Origin of the sequence: Bradyrhizobium sp. BRP20 (assembly GCF_020194215.1) — a bacterium.
Classification (GTDB): domain Bacteria; phylum Pseudomonadota; class Alphaproteobacteria; order Rhizobiales; family Xanthobacteraceae; genus Bradyrhizobium; species Bradyrhizobium yuanmingense.
Window position 1 is genome coordinate 44,463 of sequence record NZ_JADYVY010000002.1, and the last position, 20,342, is coordinate 64,804.

17 protein-coding genes are annotated in these 20,342 nt (G+C 63.1%); 15 read left to right on the plus strand and 2 right to left on the minus strand.

Annotated features, from left to right (window positions below):
* Nucleotides 1–34: 34 nt before the first annotated feature.
* The gene (locus I6F33_RS04925) at nt 35–1,183 is read right to left on the minus strand and encodes an ABC transporter substrate-binding protein (RefSeq protein WP_036023841.1); all 1,149 of its coding nucleotides are present in this window, start codon (nt 1,181–1,183) and stop codon (nt 35–37) included.
* Between the two features lie 636 nt (nt 1,184–1,819).
* Between I6F33_RS04925 and I6F33_RS04930 the strand changes: the two genes are divergently transcribed.
* From I6F33_RS04930 to I6F33_RS04960, 7 genes are read left to right on the plus strand one after another with little or no spacing between them, the layout of a single operon-like run.
* Nucleotides 1,820–2,602 carry an aspartate/glutamate racemase family protein gene (locus tag I6F33_RS04930; RefSeq protein WP_225141349.1) on the plus strand — a complete coding sequence of 261 codons (783 nt, stop codon included), beginning with the start codon at nt 1,820–1,822 and terminating at the stop codon, nt 2,600–2,602.
* Nucleotides 2,603–2,633: 31 nt separating this feature from the next.
* Nucleotides 2,634–3,062, plus strand: coding sequence for an organic hydroperoxide resistance protein (locus tag I6F33_RS04935; protein WP_346657200.1), 429 nt, complete (start codon nt 2,634–2,636; stop codon nt 3,060–3,062).
* Between the two features lie 22 nt (nt 3,063–3,084).
* Nucleotides 3,085–4,263, plus strand: a complete 1,179-nt coding sequence (locus I6F33_RS04940; RefSeq protein ID WP_225141351.1) for a thiolase family protein — start codon at nt 3,085–3,087, stop codon at nt 4,261–4,263.
* Nucleotides 4,260–5,501, plus strand: coding sequence for an SDR family NAD(P)-dependent oxidoreductase (locus I6F33_RS04945; RefSeq protein ID WP_225141362.1), 1,242 nt, complete (start codon nt 4,260–4,262; stop codon nt 5,499–5,501). The genes I6F33_RS04940 and I6F33_RS04945 overlap by 4 nt, the downstream gene beginning before the upstream one ends.
* A 35-nt stretch (nt 5,502–5,536) precedes the next feature.
* Nucleotides 5,537–6,319 carry a cyclase family protein gene (locus I6F33_RS04950; protein WP_225141364.1) on the plus strand — a complete coding sequence of 261 codons (783 nt, stop codon included), beginning with the start codon at nt 5,537–5,539 and terminating at the stop codon, nt 6,317–6,319.
* Between the two features lie 52 nt (nt 6,320–6,371).
* Complete coding sequence (locus tag I6F33_RS04955; RefSeq protein ID WP_225141366.1) at nt 6,372–7,529, plus strand: ABC transporter substrate-binding protein; 1,158 nt, start codon at nt 6,372–6,374, stop codon at nt 7,527–7,529.
* A 9-nt stretch (nt 7,530–7,538) separates the two neighbouring features.
* Nucleotides 7,539–9,203, plus strand: a complete 1,665-nt coding sequence (locus I6F33_RS04960) for an ATP-dependent acyl-CoA ligase (protein ID WP_225141368.1) — start codon at nt 7,539–7,541, stop codon at nt 9,201–9,203.
* 12 nt (nt 9,204–9,215) lie between these two features.
* Here I6F33_RS04960 and I6F33_RS04965 read toward each other — a convergent pair whose 3' ends face one another.
* Nucleotides 9,216–9,722, minus strand: coding sequence for a MarR family winged helix-turn-helix transcriptional regulator (locus I6F33_RS04965; RefSeq protein WP_128262334.1), 507 nt, complete (start codon nt 9,720–9,722; stop codon nt 9,216–9,218).
* Between the two features lie 282 nt (nt 9,723–10,004).
* On the opposite strand from I6F33_RS04965, the gene I6F33_RS04970 reads away from it, so the two are divergent.
* From I6F33_RS04970 to I6F33_RS05005, 8 genes are all read left to right on the plus strand, one after another.
* Entirely contained in the window at nt 10,005–12,323 is a 2,319-nt protein-coding gene (locus tag I6F33_RS04970) for a bifunctional salicylyl-CoA 5-hydroxylase/oxidoreductase (RefSeq protein WP_225141370.1), read from the plus strand.
* Nucleotides 12,324–12,339: 16 nt separating this feature from the next.
* The gene (locus I6F33_RS04975) at nt 12,340–13,518 is read left to right on the plus strand and encodes an acyl-CoA dehydrogenase family protein (protein ID WP_225141372.1); all 1,179 of its coding nucleotides are present in this window, start codon (nt 12,340–12,342) and stop codon (nt 13,516–13,518) included.
* Between the two features lie 18 nt (nt 13,519–13,536).
* A complete protein-coding gene (locus I6F33_RS04980; RefSeq protein WP_225112777.1) occupies nt 13,537–13,968 on the plus strand; it encodes a RidA family protein in 432 nt (143 codons plus the stop codon).
* Nucleotides 13,969–14,239: 271 nt separating this feature from the next.
* On the plus strand, nt 14,240–15,388 hold the full coding sequence (locus I6F33_RS04985; protein ID WP_225112778.1) for an amidohydrolase: 1,149 nt from the start codon (nt 14,240–14,242) through the stop codon (nt 15,386–15,388).
* Nucleotides 15,389–15,637: 249 nt separating this feature from the next.
* A complete protein-coding gene (locus I6F33_RS04990; protein WP_225141374.1) occupies nt 15,638–18,013 on the plus strand; it encodes a TonB-dependent siderophore receptor in 2,376 nt (791 codons plus the stop codon).
* 349 nt (nt 18,014–18,362) lie between these two features.
* On the plus strand, nt 18,363–18,590 hold the full coding sequence (locus I6F33_RS04995) for an MbtH family protein (protein WP_036013449.1): 228 nt from the start codon (nt 18,363–18,365) through the stop codon (nt 18,588–18,590).
* Nucleotides 18,591–18,611: 21 nt separating this feature from the next.
* Nucleotides 18,612–19,367, plus strand: a complete 756-nt coding sequence (locus I6F33_RS05000; RefSeq protein ID WP_081494622.1) for a thioesterase II family protein — start codon at nt 18,612–18,614, stop codon at nt 19,365–19,367.
* Complete coding sequence (locus I6F33_RS05005; protein ID WP_225112780.1) at nt 19,336–20,304, plus strand: TauD/TfdA family dioxygenase; 969 nt, start codon at nt 19,336–19,338, stop codon at nt 20,302–20,304. The genes I6F33_RS05000 and I6F33_RS05005 overlap by 32 nt, the downstream gene beginning before the upstream one ends.
* The last annotated feature ends 38 nt before the right edge of the window (nt 20,305–20,342 follow it).

The window sequence follows — 20,342 nt, forward strand, 5'->3', positions numbered from 1 at the left end:
CCGTCCCCTTGTTCTGGTGGCCTGCCCTGTCCGACTACGGCGCGTATTTCCAGGCGCCGCCCGTCAGGCGCACCACGACCAGCGCGCGCTCATCGACGCCGGTCACCGAGCCGGGCTTGAAGTTGTAGATGGCGTGCACGCCGGGCAGCTCCTTGGTGCTGAGGATCGCGTCCCGCAGGGCGGCGCGAAATTCCGCCGTGCCGGGCTTCGCCGTCTTGAGCGCGCGCTCCGCTGCGTTGGCGAAGATCAGCCAGGCGTCGAAGGAGTAGGCCGAGAAGCCGTCGGTGGTCGGGATGTTATGGACCTTCTGGTAGACGCTGCGGAAATCCAGCGCGATCTTCTTGGCGAAATGTTCGTCGGGCAGCTGCTCGGCCACGATGACCGGGCCGGCGGAGACCTGGATGCCTTCGGCCGCCTTGCCGCCGACGTTCACGAAGTCCGGATTGACGAGCGCCACCGTGCCGTAGGTGTTTCCCTTGAAGCCGCGCTCCGCGAGGCTGAGGAGCGGCAGCGCGCCTTGCGTCCCCGAGCCGCCGTCCAGCACGGCGTCCGGCCGCGCCGCGAGCACTTTGAGGATCTGCGCGGTGACCGAAGTGTCGGTGCGCGCATAGCGCTCGTTGGTCTGGATCTTGACATCGCCGGCGGCCTCCGCCGCCTTGGCGCCGTTGTAGACGAGGTCCCCCCAGGCGTCAGAGAAGCCGATATAGCCGATGTTCTTCATGCCGTCGCGCTTCATGCGATCGGCGATGATCTTGACGAGGAGGGATGCAGGCTGCGGCACCGACACCACCCACTGCTCGGGCGTTTCCGGCAGTTTGCCGATCGGCGAGACCGCGATCATCGGCACTTTCAATTCGCTCGCCACCGCCGCCATGGCGATGGTCGAGGGCGCGGTCGCGGTGCCTATCAGGAGGTCGACCTTCTCTTCTTCCACCAGCTTGCGCGCGTTGCGGGTCGCGGCCGACGGGTCGGAGCCGTCGTCGAGCTGGATCAGGCGGATGGTCTCGCCGTTGACGGTCTTCTTGTATTCATAGGCCGCGTTGATGCCGCGCCCGTAGGGGATGCCGATCGACGAGCCGTTGCCGCTGAGCGAGGTGACGAAGCCGATGGTGATATCGGCCCGCGCGGCGGGGGCTGTGACGATGCCGGCGGCAAGTGCAAGTAAGCTCAGAGTCTTGCGCATAGGCGTTCTCCTCCGTTGATGCTGGATGGGAATGCTTCGATGCTGCCGCGCGGGGTCCCCGAACGACGAACCGACCGATTGAAAACATTGCTGCGACGCCAAATATTGGGCGCGACCGAAGAGAGTGTGCTCGCCCGGTGCTCAGCAGCCATGATGTTGCGTGCCGCGCGAACGACAGGCCCACCGGCACATGCAAGCGGGCGTTTTCCGGAGCGATGAAAGGTCGTCGGTGCGGCCGCGATGCGCGGCCGGCGATGCTGCTGCTAAGGGCCGGCTGTTCGAGCACGGCGACTGTCCACACGATCGAGTCTCTCAAAATCGGTGCCCTGCAACATCATTGTCATGGCCACCGGTCCTTGACCGGCGAGGAATTACTTAAAGCCTAAAGTAACTTCGGTGGCGCCGTCAACACGTGTCACGGGGCTGTCAGAAAAAAATGTTGTTGCATACAATTTCGTCAGTGTGCGGCGCTTCTGCGCTCCTCGATTGGTCGAAAACGCCGTGCTCGCCTTGGCCCCGACGGCACGGGTCACCGTCGCCGCCGCGCGCATTTGACGCGTCAATTAGTTTATGATTGAAATATATTCATCGGCAGCCGACGACCGATCCTCCGATCATCGCTTGAGGAGAAGGACGATGCGCATCTTCTGGCAGAGCTTTGTTGATGCGACCGTGAATGCGCCCTACATGGCGCGGCTGTCGGAATACCTGAACGACATCGCTGCGCCAGGCACGACGGTCCACGTCGAGGGCCTCAGTCCGCCGGACCGCGAGTTCGGACGGCTCGCGGAATTGCGCTGTGCGGTCCAGGCAATTGACAACGGCATCGCAGCGGAGGAGGGCGGGTTCGACGCCTTCGTCATGGGACATTTTCAGGATCCCGGACTCTACGAGCTGCGCTCGGCGCTCGACATTCCCGTGATCGGGACCGGCGAGGCGACGTTGCTGGCGGCCTCTCAACTCGGACGGCGGCTAGGTCTTGTGACGCTCGATCCCGTCTTCGAGGTCTTGCACTATGAGCAGGCCGAGCGTTACGGCCTCGGCGATCGCGTCGTCCATGTGACTGGCCTAGGCTGCAGGCCGGATGATTTCGCCGATGCGTTCGCCGGAAACGCTGCCGCGCAAGCCCGCATGATCAAGGACTTCGTCGCCTGCGCGCTCCCGCTGGTGGAACGCGGCGCGGATGTCGTGATCCCGGCCGGCGTGTTGCCAGGCCTTTTGATCGGGCGGGAGCATGGCCTGAAGGTCGGCCACGCTCCGGTGGTCAATTGCGCGGCCGTGGCGCTCAAGAGTGCCGAGATGTGGGTGCAGCTCCGCAAGCTCAATGGCACCGAGCCCAGCCGCGGGCCGAGCTTCGGGCGGGCCAGCGCCCAGGCCCGCGATGATTTCCGCGCACTACTTGCCCGTAACAGCCGCTAGTCGTCGAAATGCCGTTCCTGGAGACCAAATCATGATGACCCCCGAGAAGATCCTGTACGAGACCGAGGTGACGGCGACCGGAGGTCGGGATGGCAAGGCGGCCAGCGCTGACGGTCTGCTGTCGGTGTCCCTGTCCTTGCCGAAATCGATGGGTGGCCCCGGTGGCGAAGGCACCAATCCCGAGCAGCTCTTTGCAGCCGGCTATGCCGCTTGCTTTCTCGGCGCGGTCAAGCTCGTCGCGCGCACGCGGAAGGTGGTGCCCTCCGCCGAGCCGTCCGTGACTGCGAAGGTTGCGATGGGGCCGGTGCCCGTCGGATATGCGCTCGCTGTCGAGCTGAAAGTCGACCTGCCCGGAGTCGAGAAGGCTGTGGCCCAGGAGGTCGTTGCCGGCGCGCATGAGCGTTGCCCCTATTCGAACGCAACCCGCGGCAATATTGACGTGAAACTGACGGTGGTCTGAGGCGGATGAACGAGGGCGGTCGGTGATCAACACCTTGCGCGCACCATACGACGACGTCGTGATCGCGGCTCCCGTCACGATTCCCTATGTGCGCTACTCCATCGAGAGCGCGCAGTGGTGGATCGGGCGGGCGCTGAGCGCGCTCGTCGCGCAGGCCGGCATCAAGGCGTCGGACATCGACGGCCTGTGCGTCTCCAGTTTCACCATGGGCACGGACAGTGGCGTCGGATTGACGCAGCATTTCGGGCTCTGCGTCCGGTGGTTGGACACGATCCCGCTCGGCGGCGCCAGCGCCATCGCGGCGCTGCGCAAGGCGGCGCGCGCGGTTCAGGCGCGCGATGCCGACATCGTGGCGTGCGTAGCTGGCGACACCAATCACGTCGATTCGTTCAGGGTGACGCTGGAGAATTTCTCGCGGTTCAATCAGGACGCCGTCTATCCTTACGGCGCGGGCGGCGCCAATGCCAGCTTTGCGCTGATTGCGCGCAACTATATGCGAATGTTCGGCGTCGCGCGCGAGGACGTCGGCAAGATCGCTGTCGCCCAGCGCGCCAATGCCCTGCGCAACCCGCATGCGCTCATGAAGGCTCCGCTCACGCTCGAGCAATACCTGGCGGCCCGGCCGATTTCCGATCCGATCCACCTGTTTGATTGCGTGATGCCCTGTGCGGGCGCGGAAGCTTTCCTCGTGATGCGCGATGAGACGGCGTCATCGCTGAAGCTGCCCGCCGCGCGACTCCTTTCGACGATCGAGCGGCACAATGCCTTTGCCGACGATCCGATGCAGGTGCGCGGCGGCTGGGCGATGGATGTCGACGAGCTCTATGCGATGGCCGGCGTCAAGCCTGACGATCTCGATGTCGTGCAGACCTATGACGACTATCCCGTCATCACGATGATGCAGTTCGAGGATCTCGGATTCTGCAAGAAGGGCGAGGGCGCTGAGTTCGTGCGCCAACACGATCTCACCATCGATGGCGACTTCCCGCACAACACCTCGGGCGGACAGCTCTCGGTCGGGCAGGCCGGTGCCGCCGGCGCCTATCTCGGCCTCGTTGAAGGGTTGCGGCAGGTTCTGGGCAGTGCCGGTCCCACGCAGGTCAGGAATGCGAGCCTCGCTCTGGCCTCGGGGTTCGGCATGATCAACTATGATCGTGGTCTCGCTTCGGGTGCCGCGATCCTTGCTGGACCGTCGCGATGATAGAGCAGATCAAGCCGCCCCGGCGCAAGAACCCGCTGCTGCGGACGCGGCTACCGGCCTCGCCACCGCGACCGCGCAGCAGGATGTCACACGGGTTCACGCGCGCGGCCGCCGAAGGCCGCTTTATGCTGCAGCGCTGCGAGGCTTGCGGCACCTTTGCTTATCCGGCGCGCGAAGCCTGCCCGTCTTGTCTTTCGGCCGGCCTCGCTTTCGTCGATGCGCCGCGGCAAGGTGTACTGCTTGCCGAGACAACGGCGCGGGTGCCGAGCGACGTCTATTTCCGCGAACGGGCGCCGTGGCGGATCGGCCTCGTCAAGATGGATTGCGGTCCGACGATCGTCGCACATCTTCATGCCGACTGCGCAGAGGGCGCGGCCGTCAGCATATCGCTGCAACTCGACAAGAGCGGCCAGGCGGTGGCCTTTGCCCGTCCCGAAGGGGAGACTCCCAACATGGCAGACGACAAGCAGTGGCGGGAAATGACGGCTGATCCGAAATTCCGTCGCGTGCTCGTCACCAATGGCCGCAGCGTCATCGGTCAGGAAGCCGTCACCGCTTTGAAGGCGGCGGGCGCCAAGACGGTGTTCGTCGGCATTGCCGAACCATGGCGGCCGTTCGCCGGCGAGGAGCGGCTGCGCGGTCAAGACGGGATCGAGATCGTGACTCTCGATGCTGCTGACGAAAAATCGGCTACCGATCTTGCGGCCGACATCGGCGGCAAGGTCGATATTCTCGTCAACACGACGGAATATGTCCGGCCGGGCGGCCTGCTTGACCGCAGGGGCACGAGCATCGCACGGGACGAGATCGATCAGGCCTATCTCGGCTTCATCAATCTCGCTCAAGCCTTTGGCCCGGCCATGCGGATGCGCGGTGCCGACGGTATCAACAGCAGCGCGGCATGGGTCAATATTCTCTCGGTCTATGCACTGGCGAACTGGCCCGCCTTCGGCGCCTACTCGGCCTCGCAAGCGGCGTGCCTGTCGCTGTCGCATTGCTTGCGCGCGGAGCTGCGGCCCGGCGGCGTCCGGGTGATGAACCTGTTCACCGGCCCCGTCGACACCGAATGGTTCCAGACCGTGCCGCCGCCGAAGGTCGCACCGCGCGCGATCGCGCAGGCAATCGTGTCGGGCCTCAAGAACGGGCTCGAAGAGATGTATGTCGGAGATGTCGCCGAGGAGATCCGGCAACGTCTCGCGGCCAATCCGAAAGCGCTCGAGCGCGAGCTCGATCGATAAGAAGCGGGATTTCAACCGAGCTGGAGGACGTGACCATGCAAAGCAATAATCTCTTGGAGTTGGCGAGTGCGGTTTCTTCCGGCGCGGTGCGCGTCGTCGATCTGACCTTTACGCTCAGCCCGGACTTTCCGGTCATCGTCCTGCCGCCGGAGTTCGGTCAGGCCGCGCCTGTCCGCATCCAGGAGATATCGCGATACGATGGCCGCGGCCCGGCCTGGTACTGGAACAACGTTACGTTCGGCGAACACACCGGCACGCATTTCGACGCGCCGATTCACTGGTTCACTGGCAAGAACCTGCCGAACAATGCCGTCGACACGATGCCGGCCAAGGACATGATCGCACCGGCCTGCGTCATCGACTGCTCGGCGCAGGCGGCTCAGGATCCCGATTTCCTGCTGACCGTCCCGATTGTCGAAGCCTGGGAAGCCAGGCACGGCCGGATCCCCGAGCGGAATTGGGTGCTGCTCAGGACCGACTGGTCGAAGAAGGGTTGGCGCGACTACTCCAATCTCAGGGACGACGGCGCGCATACGCCGGGCCCGAACCCGGCGGTGATGAAGTGGCTGGTGGAGGAGCGCGGTGTCATCGGTTTCGGCACCGAAACCATCGGCACGGATGCGGGGCAGGCCGGACACTTCGAGCCGCCTTATCCGGCGCATCACTTCCTGCACGGCGCGGGCCGCTACGGCCTGCAATGCCTGTGTAACCTGGATCAGCTTCCCCCCACCGGCGCCGTCATCGTGGCCTCGCCACTGAAGATCCGGAACGGCTCCGGCAGCCCGCTTCGAGTCATCGCGCTGGTGTCCTCGACCTGAGTCCATGGCGCTCGCCAATCAGAACAAGAAATTCTCCCGAAAGACAGGTGTCATGAACTTGATCAAGAGCCTGGTGGCTTCCACTGCATTGCTGCTTGCCGTTCCGCAATTCGCGCAGGCCGAGATCCTCGTCGGTTTCGTTACCGGCCTCAGCGGGCCGGTGTCATCGATCGGTATTCCCAACGCCAAGGGGATCGCAGCAGGTCAGGCCTATATCGGCGAAATCGGCGGCGAGAAGCTGCGGCTCATCCAGCTCGACGACGGCTCTGATCCGACCGCGTCGGCACGCAATGCGCGCAAGCTGGTTGAGCAAGAGAAGGTCGATATCCTGATCGGCACGTCCGGCGCTCCCCAGACGCTCGCGATGGCGACCGCGGCCATCGAGATGAAGATTCCGATGATCGCGGTGTCGCCGATCGCACCGGTACCGTCAGGCGACGGCGGTCCCTGGGTCGTGCAGACGCCGCAGCCCACGCCGCTTCTGGTGCAAGGAATCGTCGACCACATGAAGGCGAAGGGCCTGACGACCGTCGCCTTCATCGGTTTCTCGGATGCGTTCGGCGATCTCATGTACAATTCGCTCGAGCAGAGTGCGAAGGCCGCCGGCATCAAGGTCATCGCCAACGAACGCTACGCCCGGTCGGACTCCTCGGTGACGGCTCAGGTGCTGCGCGCGCTCGCCGCGCGTCCCGACGCCATCATGCTCGGCGGCACCGGCACGCCGGGCGCGCTGCCGGTCATCGCTCTGTCCGAGCGTGGATACAAGGGGCCGCTTTATGGCAATCACGGGCTGATCAGCGCCGATTTCCTTCGTCTGGCCGGCAAGGCTGCCAACGGCATCATCTGCCCGACGGGACCTGTGACCGCGGCGGAGCAGCTTTCGGCCAGCAATCCGATCCAGAAGGTCGCCCTGGATTTCCGCTCGGCCTTCGAAAAGGCCAACGGCGAGGCGCCGACGGATTCATTCTCCTCCTATTCGTTCGACGGCTGGCTGATCTTCGCCGACGCCGCCAAGCGTGCGCTGGCAACCGGTGCCAAGCCGGGCTCACCTGAGTTCCGTACCGCCATTCGCCAGGCGCTGTTCACCGCCAAGGAGGTCGTGGGGACGCAGGGCATCTACACCTATACGCCGGCGGACCGGCATGGGGTCGACGATCGCTCGCGCATCATGATCCAGATCGAGGACGGCAAGTACAAGCTGTTGCCTTGAGTTGCGAGCATGATCGCAATGGAGAACGATGCGCTGGCGGGCATCACCGACGTGGTCGGCTGTGAGGACGTGACGCCGGCCTGGTCGCGCGCGATGGCGTCGTTTCCGCCGTCCGAGCGCGTCCTCTCGACGATGCTGACGCGGCAAAGTGAGCGTTACGGCGATCGCCTTCTGCTCGTTGCCGGAGAGGCGCGTTGGAGCTTTGCGCAGGCGGCGGCGATTGCGGCCGCGTCGGCCCAAACGCTGGTCGATGCCGGGATCAAGCCGGGCGATCGGGTCGCGCTGATGTGCTCGAACCGTCCGGAGTTCTTGCAGGTCTATCTCGGCTGTGCGTGGCTGGGGGCGATTGCAGTCCCGATCAACACCGCGTTGCGCGGCTTCCAGCTGTCCCACATTTTTCGCAACTCGCGTCCCGCGCTTCTCGTCGTCGAGGCTCAGTTCGCCAGCGCGGTCGAGAGTGTCGAGGCGGATATCGAGCTGCCGCCCCGGACCTGGATCATCGGAGCTGCCGCCGACGCAGTCGGTGCCAGGATTTCCGCGGTCTCGCTGCCGCCTCTTGGCGCCGCAGCCCCGGCGGGCGCCGTGCGTCCCGGTGACACCGTTGCGATCCTCTATACGTCGGGCACCACGGGGCCTGCGAAGGGTGTGTGCTGTCCGCAGGCGCAGCTGTTCTGGTGGGGCATCTATTCGGCGCGGGCGCTCGGAATCCGCGAGGGCGATGTGCTGTTCACGACGCTGCCGCTGTTCCACACCAACGCGCTGAATGCGTTCTATCAGGCGCTGCTGAACGGATGCACGTACGTGCTCGAGTCGAAATTCTCTGCTTCCGGCTTTTGGGCTGCCGCGAGACAGCACAATGCGACGGTCGGCTATCTGCTCGGTGCGATGGCCTCGATGCTGCTGGCGCAGCCGAAGAGCGCAGACGAGTCAATGCATCGCCTTCGTGTCGCGCTTGGCGGCGGCGTGCCGCCGCAAATCCACGGCCCGTTCCGCGAGCGCTTCGGCGTACCGCTGGTCGACGGCTACGGGTCGACCGAGACGAATTTTGTGTTCGCCGGCACGATTCCGTCGGATCGGGCGGGGACGATGGGGTACCTGGCCGATGGCATCGAGGCGCGGATCGTCGACGAGAATGATTCCGCGCTGCCTGATGGGGAGGCCGGCGAGCTCGTGCTTCGCGCGAGAGAACCCTTTGCGTTCGCGTCCGGCTATTTCGGCATGCCGGAGAAGACCGTGGAGGCTTGGCGAAATCTGTGGTTCCACTCGGGCGATCGGGTCGTTCGCGATTCCGACGGGCATTATCGCTTCATCGATCGCATGAAGGATTCCATCCGCAGGCGTGGCGAGAACGTGTCCTCGTGGGAGGTCGAGCAGGCGATCCAGTCGCACCCCGCCGTCGCGGCCTGCGCGATCTACCCGGTGCCGTCGGAGTTGGGTGAGGACGAAGTTGCCGCTGCAATTCTGCTGGAGCCGGGCCACTTGCTACAGCCCGTCGACGTCGTCAGGCATTGCGAAGGGCGGATCGCCTATTTCGCCATTCCGCGCTATGTGCGAATCCTCAGTCAGATGCCGCTGACGGAGAACGGCAAGATCAAGAAGGGCGTGCTGCGCGATGCCGGCGTCACGACGGATACATGGGATCGCGAAGCGGCCGGAGTGAAGATACGAGGCTGAGGTCGTATTCGCTCAAGGTTTTTGCAAGGCGTCCCTGACGGCGGCCTTGAGTTCGTCGAGCTCGCCGATCAATCCATCGAACCGATCTGCCGGGAAATCCGCCAGCAGCTCGGCAAGCCATGCGCCGTGGCTCTTGGCCATTCGCCTGAAGATCTTGCGGCCTTCGACGGTCATACAGACGATCTGCACGCGCCGGTCGAGGTTCGACGCCGTGCGGGTGATGTATCCATCTGCGACCAGGCGGTCGACGATCGGCGTGAGGTTTCCGGCCGAGACCATCAGGCGCTTGGGCAGCTCTCCCAGCACAAGTCCGCTTGGTTCGCGGTCGAGCTGGGCGAGAACGTCGAATCGGGGCATCGTGAAGTCGAACTCTTCGCGAAACCGGCGCCGCAACTCGCCTTCGATGAGGGACGTGCAGGCGAGCAGTCGGAGCCAAAGGCGTGTTTGAGCCCTGTACTCGGCCTCCTGATCCGTCTCATTCCTGGCCGAAACAGGCGTGGACTCCTTCGCGAGTGCCAATCGAATCTCCCGGGCTTCGTGGCTTACGAAAGCTGGCGCAGCTCTCGTGGACATTGGCAAGATAGTTCGTGCCAAAAGTAAATTCAAGGCTGGGTCCGAGGGATCCGGAATCGGCGCCGCCGTGCATCCGATTTACACTAAATTTCAGGATCGGCGCTGCGCTGAGGGGCGTGCCCTCCAGGGCCTTTGCAGAACCGCCTTGACAAGGCACGCGTCGAGGAAATATTTTATACTTAAAATAATTGGGTGAGAGCTCGGCGCAACGCGCGAAAGCGAGGGATCATGCGCATAGTCTGTATCGGCGGCGGGCCGGCCGGCCTCTATCTGGGCCTCCTGATGAAGCGTCGACATCCGGAACATGTCGTCACGGTCGTCGAGCGCAACAAGCCCTACGATACGTTTGGCTGGGGGGTGGTATTCTCCGATGTCATGATGTCTGCGATGCGTCTTGCCGACCCCGAAAGCGCGGCCGAGATCGAGGACGCCTTCAATCATTGGGACGACATCGAGCTGGTCTTCAAGGGGACGCGGCAGCGCACGACCGGCCACGGCTTCATCGGCATTGGTCGCAAGCATCTGCTCAACATTCTCCAGAGGCGCTGCGAGGCTCTGGGTGTCGAGCTCGCCTTCGAGCGTGAGGTGGAGTCCGATCTTGAATTCCCCGACGCCGACCTGATCGTGGCCACCGACGGTGTGAATTCCAGGATTCGCGCCCGCTATGCCGAACAGTTCCAGCCGGACATGGTGATCCGGCCGAACCGCTACATCTGGCTCGGCACCAAGAAGGCGTTCGACGCCTTCACGTTCGATTTCCAGAGGACCGAGCACGGCTGGTTCCAGGCACACATTTACAAGTTCGACGCGGAGACCTCGACCTTCATCGTCGAGACCACGGAAGAGACCTACAATGCTCACGGGCTGGGCGAGCTCGATCAGCAAGGGTCGATCGACTTCTGCGAGAAGATCTTCGCCGAGACGCTCGACGGTGCGAAGCTCTTGACCAACGCCCGCCATCTGCGCGGCTCGGCTTGGCTCAATTTCAGCCGCCTGATCTGCGGCAAATGGAGCGTGTTCAACGGCCGCTCCCATGTCGTGCTGATGGGGGACGCCGCGCACACCGCGCATTTCGCCATCGGGTCGGGCACCAAGCTCGCGCTCGACGACGCCATCGAGCTCGCCAACCAGTTCGATCGCCATGGTCACGGGCGCGACCGCATCCAGACCGTGCTGGAGGCCTACGAGGAAGTACGCCGCGTCGACGTGGCGCGCATCCAGAACGCCGCGCGCAATGCGATGGAATGGTTCGAGGTGGTCGGCCGGCGCTATGCTGATACGCTCGAACCGCCGCAATTCTTCTATTCGATGCTGACGCGTTCCCAGCGCATCAGCCATGAAAACCTGCGCCTGCGCGACCGTGCCTGGTTGGAAGGATTCGAGCGATGGTTTGCCGCGCGCTCGGGCATCGCCGTCGAGGACGGCGAACGGGTACCGCCGCCGATGCTGACGCCGCACCGCGTGCGCGGCCTCACGCTGGCGAACCGCATCATGGTCTCGCCGATGGCGATGTATTCGGCGAAGGACGGGCTGATCAACGACTTCCACATCGCCCACCTCGGAGCGCGCGCCATGGGCGGCGCCGCGTTGATCTTTGCCGAGATGACCTGCGTCTCACCGGATGCCAGGATTACGCCGGGCTGTCTCGGGCTCTGGAATGATGAGCAAGCGGCACAATGGCGCCGGCTGGTCGATCTGGTCCATAGCCTCGGACATGCCAAGGTCGGCATCCAGCTCGGCCATGCCGGGCGGAAGGGATCGACCCGGCTCGCCTGGGAGGGGATTGACCAACCGCTGGCTTCAGGCAATTGGCCGCTGATCTCGGCTTCCGCGCTGCCCTATCTGCCGCACAGCCAGTTGCCGCGGGAGATGAACCGCAGCGACATGGACCGCGTCCGCGACGATTTCGTCGCCGCAACGCGCCGTGCTGCCGACGCCGGTGTCGATTGGCTCGAGCTTCATTGCGCCCATGGCTATTTGCTATCGAGCTTCCTCTCGCCGCTGACCAACCGGCGGACTGACGAATATGGCAGCAACCACGAAAATCGTGCGCGCTTTCCGCTGGAGGTCTTCAGGGCGATGCGCGCGGCGTGGCCATCCGATCGGCCGATGTCGGTGCGGCTGTCCTGCCATGACTGGACCGAAGGCGGCAACACGCCGGCCGACGCCGCGATCTTCGCTGCGATGTTCAAGGAGGCGGGAGCAGACGTGATCGATTGCTCCTCGGGACAGGTCTGGAAGGAGGAACGGCCGATCTACGGCCGCCTGTTCCAGACGCCATTCGCCGATCTGATCCGCAACGAAGTCGGCATCGAGACGATAGCAGTCGGTGCGATCTCCGAGGCCGATCACGCCAACTCGATTCTCGCGGCTGGCCGCGCGGATCTCTGCGCGATTGCGCGGCCGCATCTCGCCGACCCGGCCTGGACGCTGCACGAAGCCGCGCGCATCGGCATCACAGCGGTCAACTGGCCGAAGCAGTATCTGTCCGCCAAGGGACAATACGAAGCCAATCTGGCGCGTGCCGCTGCCGTGGCCGCGCAGTGAGCGAAGGAGGGATCGGATGAACTCCGTGGTAAAGATGATCCGGCGCGAATGGCTGGACTGGCCGTTCTTCGAGCCCCGCCATCTTGCGATCGGCGAGGCGCTCGATCGCTTCGTGCAGTCGGGAGCCCTCGACAAGATCGATCACAATGATGTGGATGGTGCCTGTCGCAAGCTTGTGCGCGCGATGGGCGCGGCGGGGTTGCTCGATTGCGCGGTCGCGGCGCCCGATGGCGATGCGACGTCGATCGATTCCCGCTCGATCTGCCTGTCGCGCGAGTCGCTGGCCTATGCCGATGGCCTCGCCGATTTTGCTTTCGCCATGCAGGGGCTTGGCTCCGGAGCGATTGCACTGGGTGGCTCGGCGGAGTTGCGCAAGGCCGTGCTGCCGAAGGTGCGCTCCGGCGAATGGCTCGCGGCCTTCGCGCTCTCCGAGAAGGAGGCGGGGTCGGACGTCGCGGCGATATCCTGCACGGCGCGGGTCGACGGCGACAACTACGTCATCGACGGCGAGAAGACCTGGATCTCGAACGGCGGCATTGCCGACGTCTATACGCTGTTTGCGCGAACGGGCGAGGCGCCGGGCGCCCGCGGCATTTCGGCCTTCGTCGTCTTTCCGGATGATCCCGGTTTTAGCATTGCCGAGCGCATCGACGTCATTGCGCCGCACCCGCTGGCGACGTTGCGCTTTACTAATTGCCGGATTCCCGCGAGCCGTAGGCTCGGCGCGCCCGGGGGCGGGTTCAAGCTCGCGATGCAGACGTTGGATATTTTCCGCGCATCGGTCGCCGCCGCAGCCCTCGGCTTTGCCCGTCGCGCGCTCGACGAGGCATTGTCGCATGCCCGCAGCCGAAACATGTTCGGTGCGACGCTGGGGGATCTTCAACTGACCCAGGCCGCGCTCGGCGACATGGCGACCGACACCGATGCCGCGGCGTTGCTGACCTACCGCGCGGCCTGGCGCCGCGATGTGCAGAAGCTTCCGACGACGCGCGAAGCTGCCATGGCGAAGCTGACCGCCACCGAGACCGCGCAGCGCGTCATCGACCGTGCCGTCCAGATGTTCGGCGGCCGCGGCGTGCGCAAGGGAGAGGTCGTCGAAAGTCTCTACCGCGAAATCCGCGCGCTGCGCATCTACGAGGGCGCGACCGAGGTCCAGAAATTGATTGTCGCACGCGAGCTGTTGAAGCCGCGCTGAGAGGATTGAGAGCGACGCATGAGCACGATCAGCAAGCCGGAAGTTCCCGCGACGCGTGGTCTGCAACTGCTTCAGCCCAGCGGCTGGCCGCAGCCGAAGGGGTATGCGAACGGCGTCATGGCTGAAGGACGACTCATCGTGACGGGTGGTGTGGTCGGTTGGGACGCAGCCGGGCGATTTGCCGACGGACTCGTTGCGCAGGTCCGCCAGACGTTCGAAAACATCGTCGCGATCCTGGCAGAGGGCGGCGCGCGGCCGGACCATCTCGTGCGCCTGACCTGGTACGTCGTGGATATGGACGAATATGTGTCGAACCTGAAGGCGCTCGGCAAAGTCTATCGCGAGGTCATTGGCACCCATTACCCCAGCATGGCGCTGGTGCAGATCGTGCGTCTCGTCGAGCCATCCTCGCGTGTCGAGATCGAGGCGACGGCCGTCGTGCCGCGCTGACGAAGGCGTCGGCCGCAGGCTCGCACGATGGAAAGCTCTCTACGGCGCCCATGATGGATTGGAGCGAGAGCTCAATATTTTCAATCGGCTAAGGGGCGGCGTGTGCACGATGTGTGCACCGGGAGATGCACAAAAATCTATCGACTGCAAATTTGAGCAGACGGTCTGAGGCGTGATACTGAGCTCGGCTTCCGCGCGATCGAATTGACGAGAGCAGTGCAGCGACTACAACAGGCGTTTCGCCGCCGGTCATGAGTGAGAAAGAAGCCCAATGTTCCTGACCGAGAACGATCTGAATGAATTGGTGACATGGCGACGCCATCTTCACGCCGTGCCAGAACTGTCGGGGCAAGAGGCAAAAACCGCGGAAGCCGTGCGGGCCCGTCTTCAGGCGGCGGGTGCCGACAGGATCGTTTCGGGCCTCGGTGGTCACGGCGTGCTTGGAATCTATGATGGACGTGAGTCTGGCCCGACGATCATGCTTCGGGCCGAACTGGATGCACTGCCGATTCAGGAAAAATCACAACTCAAGCATCGATCGCTGATAGCAGGAAAGGCCCATCTCTGCGGTCATGATGGTCATATGGCAATTCTGGCGGCCGTAGCGCAAAATCTGAGCCAGCAACGTCCAAGCCGAGGTCGCGTAGCACTCCTGTTTCAGCCGGCCGAGGAGGACGGGTCCGGTGCGGCCGCCGTTCTGGCTGATGCGAAGTTTGAGCAGGTGCGGCCCGACTTTGTCTTCGCGCTGCATAACCTTCCCGGCCTCGGTCTTGGACAGGTCTCTCTTGCCGAAGGTTTGGTGAATTGCGCCTCGCAAGGAATGCAGATCAGATTATCAGGACGAACGACGCACGCGTCGAAGCCGGCGCTCGGTATCTCCCCGAAAGACGCGCTCGCCAGGCTTCTGCTGGAGATACCCGCGCTCGGGCGCGGGACGGAGCTAGACGACGACTTCTCAATGCTGACGGTCACCCACGCAAGACTTGGGGAGCCTGCGTTCGGTATCGCGCCGGGCTTCGGCGAATTGTGGGCGACACTGAGAACATGCACCGACGTGATGATGGAACGGCTCCGCCTGGAGGCGGAAGACTTGGTTCGGCGCGTGACGGCCGGTGAGGGGCTGAGCACGGAAATCGCTTATCGCGACGTCTTCAATCATTGCGCAAACGACGTCGATGCTGTTGCCCAGCTTAGAAGCGCGCTGGACGCAGAGGGGGTGCGACATTCGGCGGAGGGCCTTCCACTGCGTGGCTCCGAGGACTTCGGACGTTTTGGCTCCCGTTCGAAGTCGGCGATGTTTTTCCTGGGAGCCGGCAAAGAGCATCCCGGGCTGCATGAGTCGAACTACGACTTTCCGGATCAGTTGATAGAAATTGGTGCAAGAATATTCGTGCGCACCATACGCAACCTGCTTGGCTAAATAGAGAATTCCGGACGGAGTGACAGCGTATCGCCTGCATGTCACATGTTGGATCGGCGCTTAGAACGATTTGAAACTAGAAGCTTTCGAAAATTTTCAGTGAAGTTCGAAGCAGGAAATCGCTTCTCCGATCACGACGGTTTCGTCGTGCAACCTTAGATAATTTCTAGGTCCCAATTCCTTCTCGCAGCACCGTCGTATGTTAGGAAGCGACGGGGACGTGCTTGCAAGTGGAATTGGGGCGCAGGAATGATGCGTGAACTCTCGGCCAGGAAAATCGTGCGTACACTATCGTTGGGCGCGGTGAGTTATCTCGCACTGTCGATGGAATCTTCGGGTGACCTTCAGCATGCGGTTGCGCAATCCAATCTGCCGCCCGTGACCGTGGATGCCCCCAAGCCAAGAGCTCGTCAGCCGGTCCAGAGATCACAGTCGACGCGCGCCTCGCGTGGACAGCGATCAGTCGCCGCGGCGCCTCCGCGCCAGGCTGCACCCGTTCCCTATGTGGTGCCCTCGACCGGAACGGTCGGCACGGTGCCGCCCGCCTACGCAGGCGGCCAGGTTGCAACCGGCGGGAGTCTCGGTCTGCTCGGCAATCGCGGCGTGATGAACACGCCGTTCAACCAGACGAGCTATACGGCGGAGCTGATACAGAACCAGCAAGCGCGCACGATCCGTGATGTCCTGGCGAATGATCCCTCGGTCAGGGTCGTTCAGGCAGCCGGTGGCGGTGCGGACAGTCTCTTTATTCGTGGCTTTTACTACGACAGCGGCGACTATGGGCTGAACGGCCTCTATGGAATCGCACCATACTATTCTTCGGGCGCAAATTTCGTGGAGCGCGTTGAAGTGCTGAAGGGCCCGAGCGCATTGCTCAATGGGATGACTGCCGGCGGTACCGGCGTTTCGAGCGGAGGTGCGGTCGGCGGAAGCGTCAATCTGATCACCAAGCATGCGCCCGACTTCGATATTACCCAGCTCACAGCAACTTACGCTTCAAGATCGCAGTTTGGCGGGATCGTTGATGTCAGTCGCCGCTATGGGGAACACAAGGAGTGGGGTGTTCGGCTGAACAGCACGTACTCGAACGGAAATACCCCTTGGAATAGACAGACGGATGAATTTGGAAACGCGGTTCTGGGCCTCGATTACCGCGGAGAACGCGTACGCGCGGCGGTCGATATCGGTTATCAGGCTGACAACCTAAATCCGCCGTTACGCTTCTTCAATGTCCCTGCCACGACGACAGTTATTCCTCCGCCACCAAAAGCCGGACTGAATTTCCAGGTTCCGTGGGCCTATTATGCGCCGACCGACTTCTTTACCACCGCCCGAGGCGAGGTGGATGTCACCGACTGGATGACCGCCTACGGAGCGTTCGGCTATCACGATAGCAACATCAACTACGCCTATCCCTCGCCGAACATCTCCAATGTCGCGCCCGGCGCATTGACATCTCCACCCGGCGTCTCCCAGTTAGGAGGTCTGTGGTCGCGGCCGTTTGCCGGCAAGGAAACGTTCGAGACGCTCGCAGGTGAGGCTGGTATCCGAGCAACGTTTGACACTGGTCCCGTAAACCATGCGCTAAACGTCAACTACTCGATCAACGACCGGACCTACAATCAGAGGGTTTTGACGCGATCGAACAATGCTCTCGCGGATCTGATTTTCTGGAACCTGTACACAGAACCGACCAACATAGCGAAACCCAATTTCTCGATAGTATCTGCCAATCAGAAGACGGGCGTGACCCTTTCGAGCGTCGGCGCCTCCGACACCATGTCGATTCTGAACAATCGCGTTCAAGTCACGCTTGGCGTTCGTCGTCAGACCGCGGGCTCGGAAGTGGCGAACTTCCTCACGCCAGCCTCGAGCCGACCACAGCAGGACACGTCGGTCTGGAGCCCGGCATACGCAGTTCTGGTGAAGCCTGTCGAGAACGTCGCGCTCTACGCAAACTACATCGAAGGTCTCCAGACGCCGGTCGTCGTTTCCGGCAACTTTAGCAACGTCGGGACCGTATTCCCGCCGGCGCAGACGAAACAGGCTGAAGTGGGCATGAAGATCGATGCAGGGCGTTTCACGACGACACTGAGCGTGTTCGACATAAGCCAACCGAGCATTATCTCAGTGGCATCGGGCGTCTCAGCGTCTCAACAACTCAACGGCAGACAGAGAAACCGCGGCGTGGAACTAAACGTGTTCGGCGAAGTCACGCCCGACATCCGTGTTCTCGGTGGTGTCGCCTTGATCGACGGGGTGCAGGAGAGAACTCAAGGCGGGCTCACCGACGGAAGGACGGCAGTTGGCGTGCCGGTCGTCAACGTCAATATGGGCGCGGAATGGGATACGCCGTTTGTTCGTGGTCTCACGTTCACGAGCAAGGTCATCTATACCGGATCGCAGTACGTTAACGCCGCGAATACGCTGACTTTGCCGGAGTGGACGCGCGTCGATATCGGGGCGCGATATACATTCACGTCGCCCTGGAACGGAAAGCCGATCGTGGTGCGCGCAAATATCGAAAACGTCGGCAACAAGGCGTACTGGGCTTCGGCCTATAGTGGGGTCATCACGCTCGGCGCGCCTCGGACCTATCTGCTTTCTACCACCTTCAATTTCTAGACCGCTTTCATGGACGAACGGAGTTGATGCCGCCGCGGTTGGTCCGCGGCGGCATTGTCTTGTCATGACCTATTCAATGCAGCTGATGACAGTGCAATGAAATTGCGCACCATCACGCCACATCGGAAAAGTTCCTCCTTGCGCAGTTAGAATTGCAGCAATCTTCGTCGCGTCCTGAAATCCCAATAGTTTTCCGCGTATTGGCGCGCAAGCGCGGAGGTTGCATTGTGTCCGCCCGTCGCCAATTTTGAGGTCTTACAAAAAGTCGCGTCGATATTGCTTTGACCCTCGTCGGCTTCTCACCTAGTCAAACGTCTCTGCTTTCGCTTTCCGAAAAGGGGATCGCGCCATGATGGTGTTCGACAGAGACGATGTCACCTTCACCGTCGTCGTCAATCACGAAGAGCAATACTCCATCTGGCCGACGTTCAAGGAGATTCCGGCCGGCTGGAAGGCGGTGGGCAAGTCCGGCAGCAAGAAGGAATGTCTCGACCATATCGAGCAGGTGTGGACCGACATGCGCCCGCTCAGCTTGCGCAAGTTCATGGACGGCGCGTCGCCTCAGCAGACGACGTAGTCAGCGAAGTCTGGTCGTCCGATGCGGCTTCTTTGTCTGCCTTATTCCGGCGGCAGTGCCATGTTCTATGCGCGGTGGCGCAGGCTGCTGCCGTCATGGATCGACGTTCGGCCGGTCGAATGGCCCGGGCGTGGTGCGCGCATGGACGAGCCGCTGGCGACCGATCCGGGCGTGCTGGCGGCGCAGCTGGCTGGTGAACTCGCGGCACAGCTCGACGGGCCCTATGCGTTGTTCGGGCACAGCCTCGGTGCCGTGATCGCGTTCGAGCTCGCACATGGCCTGCTCGATAGCGGAGTGCCTGCGCCGGCCATTCTCTTCGCCTCGGGTGCGGAAGCGCCGGCGGTTCGGGACGGCAGCAAGTGGCGCCATCCCCTGAGCGACCAGGCGCTGATGCAGGAGCTGCGTGATCTTCAGGGCACACCCGACGAGGCGCTGTCGAATGCCGAGTTGATGCGATCCGCGCTGCCGGTACTGCGCGCAGATTTTCTGATGTGCGGAGCCTATGCCTACCGGCCGCGGCGTCCATTGCCGTGCCCCGTACACGTTTTTGGCGGAGCGGACGACGAGACCAGCCGCGAAGCACTCGAGGCTTGGCGGCTGGAGACCTCGGCGGCATTCACGCTCGATATTCTGCCCGGGCATCACTTCTTCATTCACACACAGCAGGCCGAACTGATCGACCGGATCGGCTGGGCGCTGGCCCGGCAATCGGGGCGATCGACCGGTTTGCATCGGAGCGAGGATCATGAGCGCGTTCTCCGTCCAGCCACTCATTGAGGGCAAGGCTCTTCCCATGCTGCTTAGGGCAGGTGAGGCCGGGCAGCCGCTCGGCGAATCCCTTCCCATGCTGCGTGCAACGATCGACCGGTACCTCACCGACAGCGGCGGCATCGTGTTTCGCGATTTCGCGCTCGATGGTCCCGATGCGTTTCGAGCCTTCGCGGCCGATTTCGGCCACCCGCTGCTGACCTACGAGTTCGGGTCGACGCCGCGTTCGCAGGTGACCTCAGGCGTCTACACGTCCACGGAGTATCCGCCGCACCAGCATATCCCGCTGCACAACGAGCAGGCCTATACCCGCGATTGGCCGATGAAGATCTGGTTCTACTGCATGCAGCCGGCGCTGGAAGGCGGCGAGACGCCGATCGCCGACAGCCGCGCCATCTATCGCGACATGCCGCCGGCCATTCGCGAGCGGTTTACCGAGAAGGGCGTGATGTATGTGCGGAACTACGGCAACGGGCTCGACGTCGACTGGCAGCAGGTGTTCGGCACCGACTCCAGATCGGAGGTGGAGGCTTACTGCGCTCGCCACGACATCGAATGCGAGTGGAAGGAAGACGGCGAGCTCCGCACGCGCCAGATCTGTCAGGGCACGGCGCAGCACCCGGTCACCGGTGACCGGGTCTGGTTCAACCAGGCGCATTTGTTCCACGTCTCCAATCTCGACCCGGAGGTGCGCGAGAGTCTGCTCGACGTGGTCGACGACGAAGCCGATTTGCCGCGCAACGTCTTCTATGGCGACGGTTCGACGATCGAGGACGAAACATTGTCAACGGTCCGGACCGTTCTGGAGAGGCACAAGATCAGCTTTCCCTGGCAGGCTGGGGACGTCGTGATGCTCGACAACATGCTCACCGCGCACGCGCGTGCCCCGTTCAAGGGGCCGCGCAAGGTGATCGTCGCCATGGCCGAAGCTCATCGGCAGGGGTGATCGGCGGCACTCGGCGTGGGGATTTCCGGCGCGCGGCC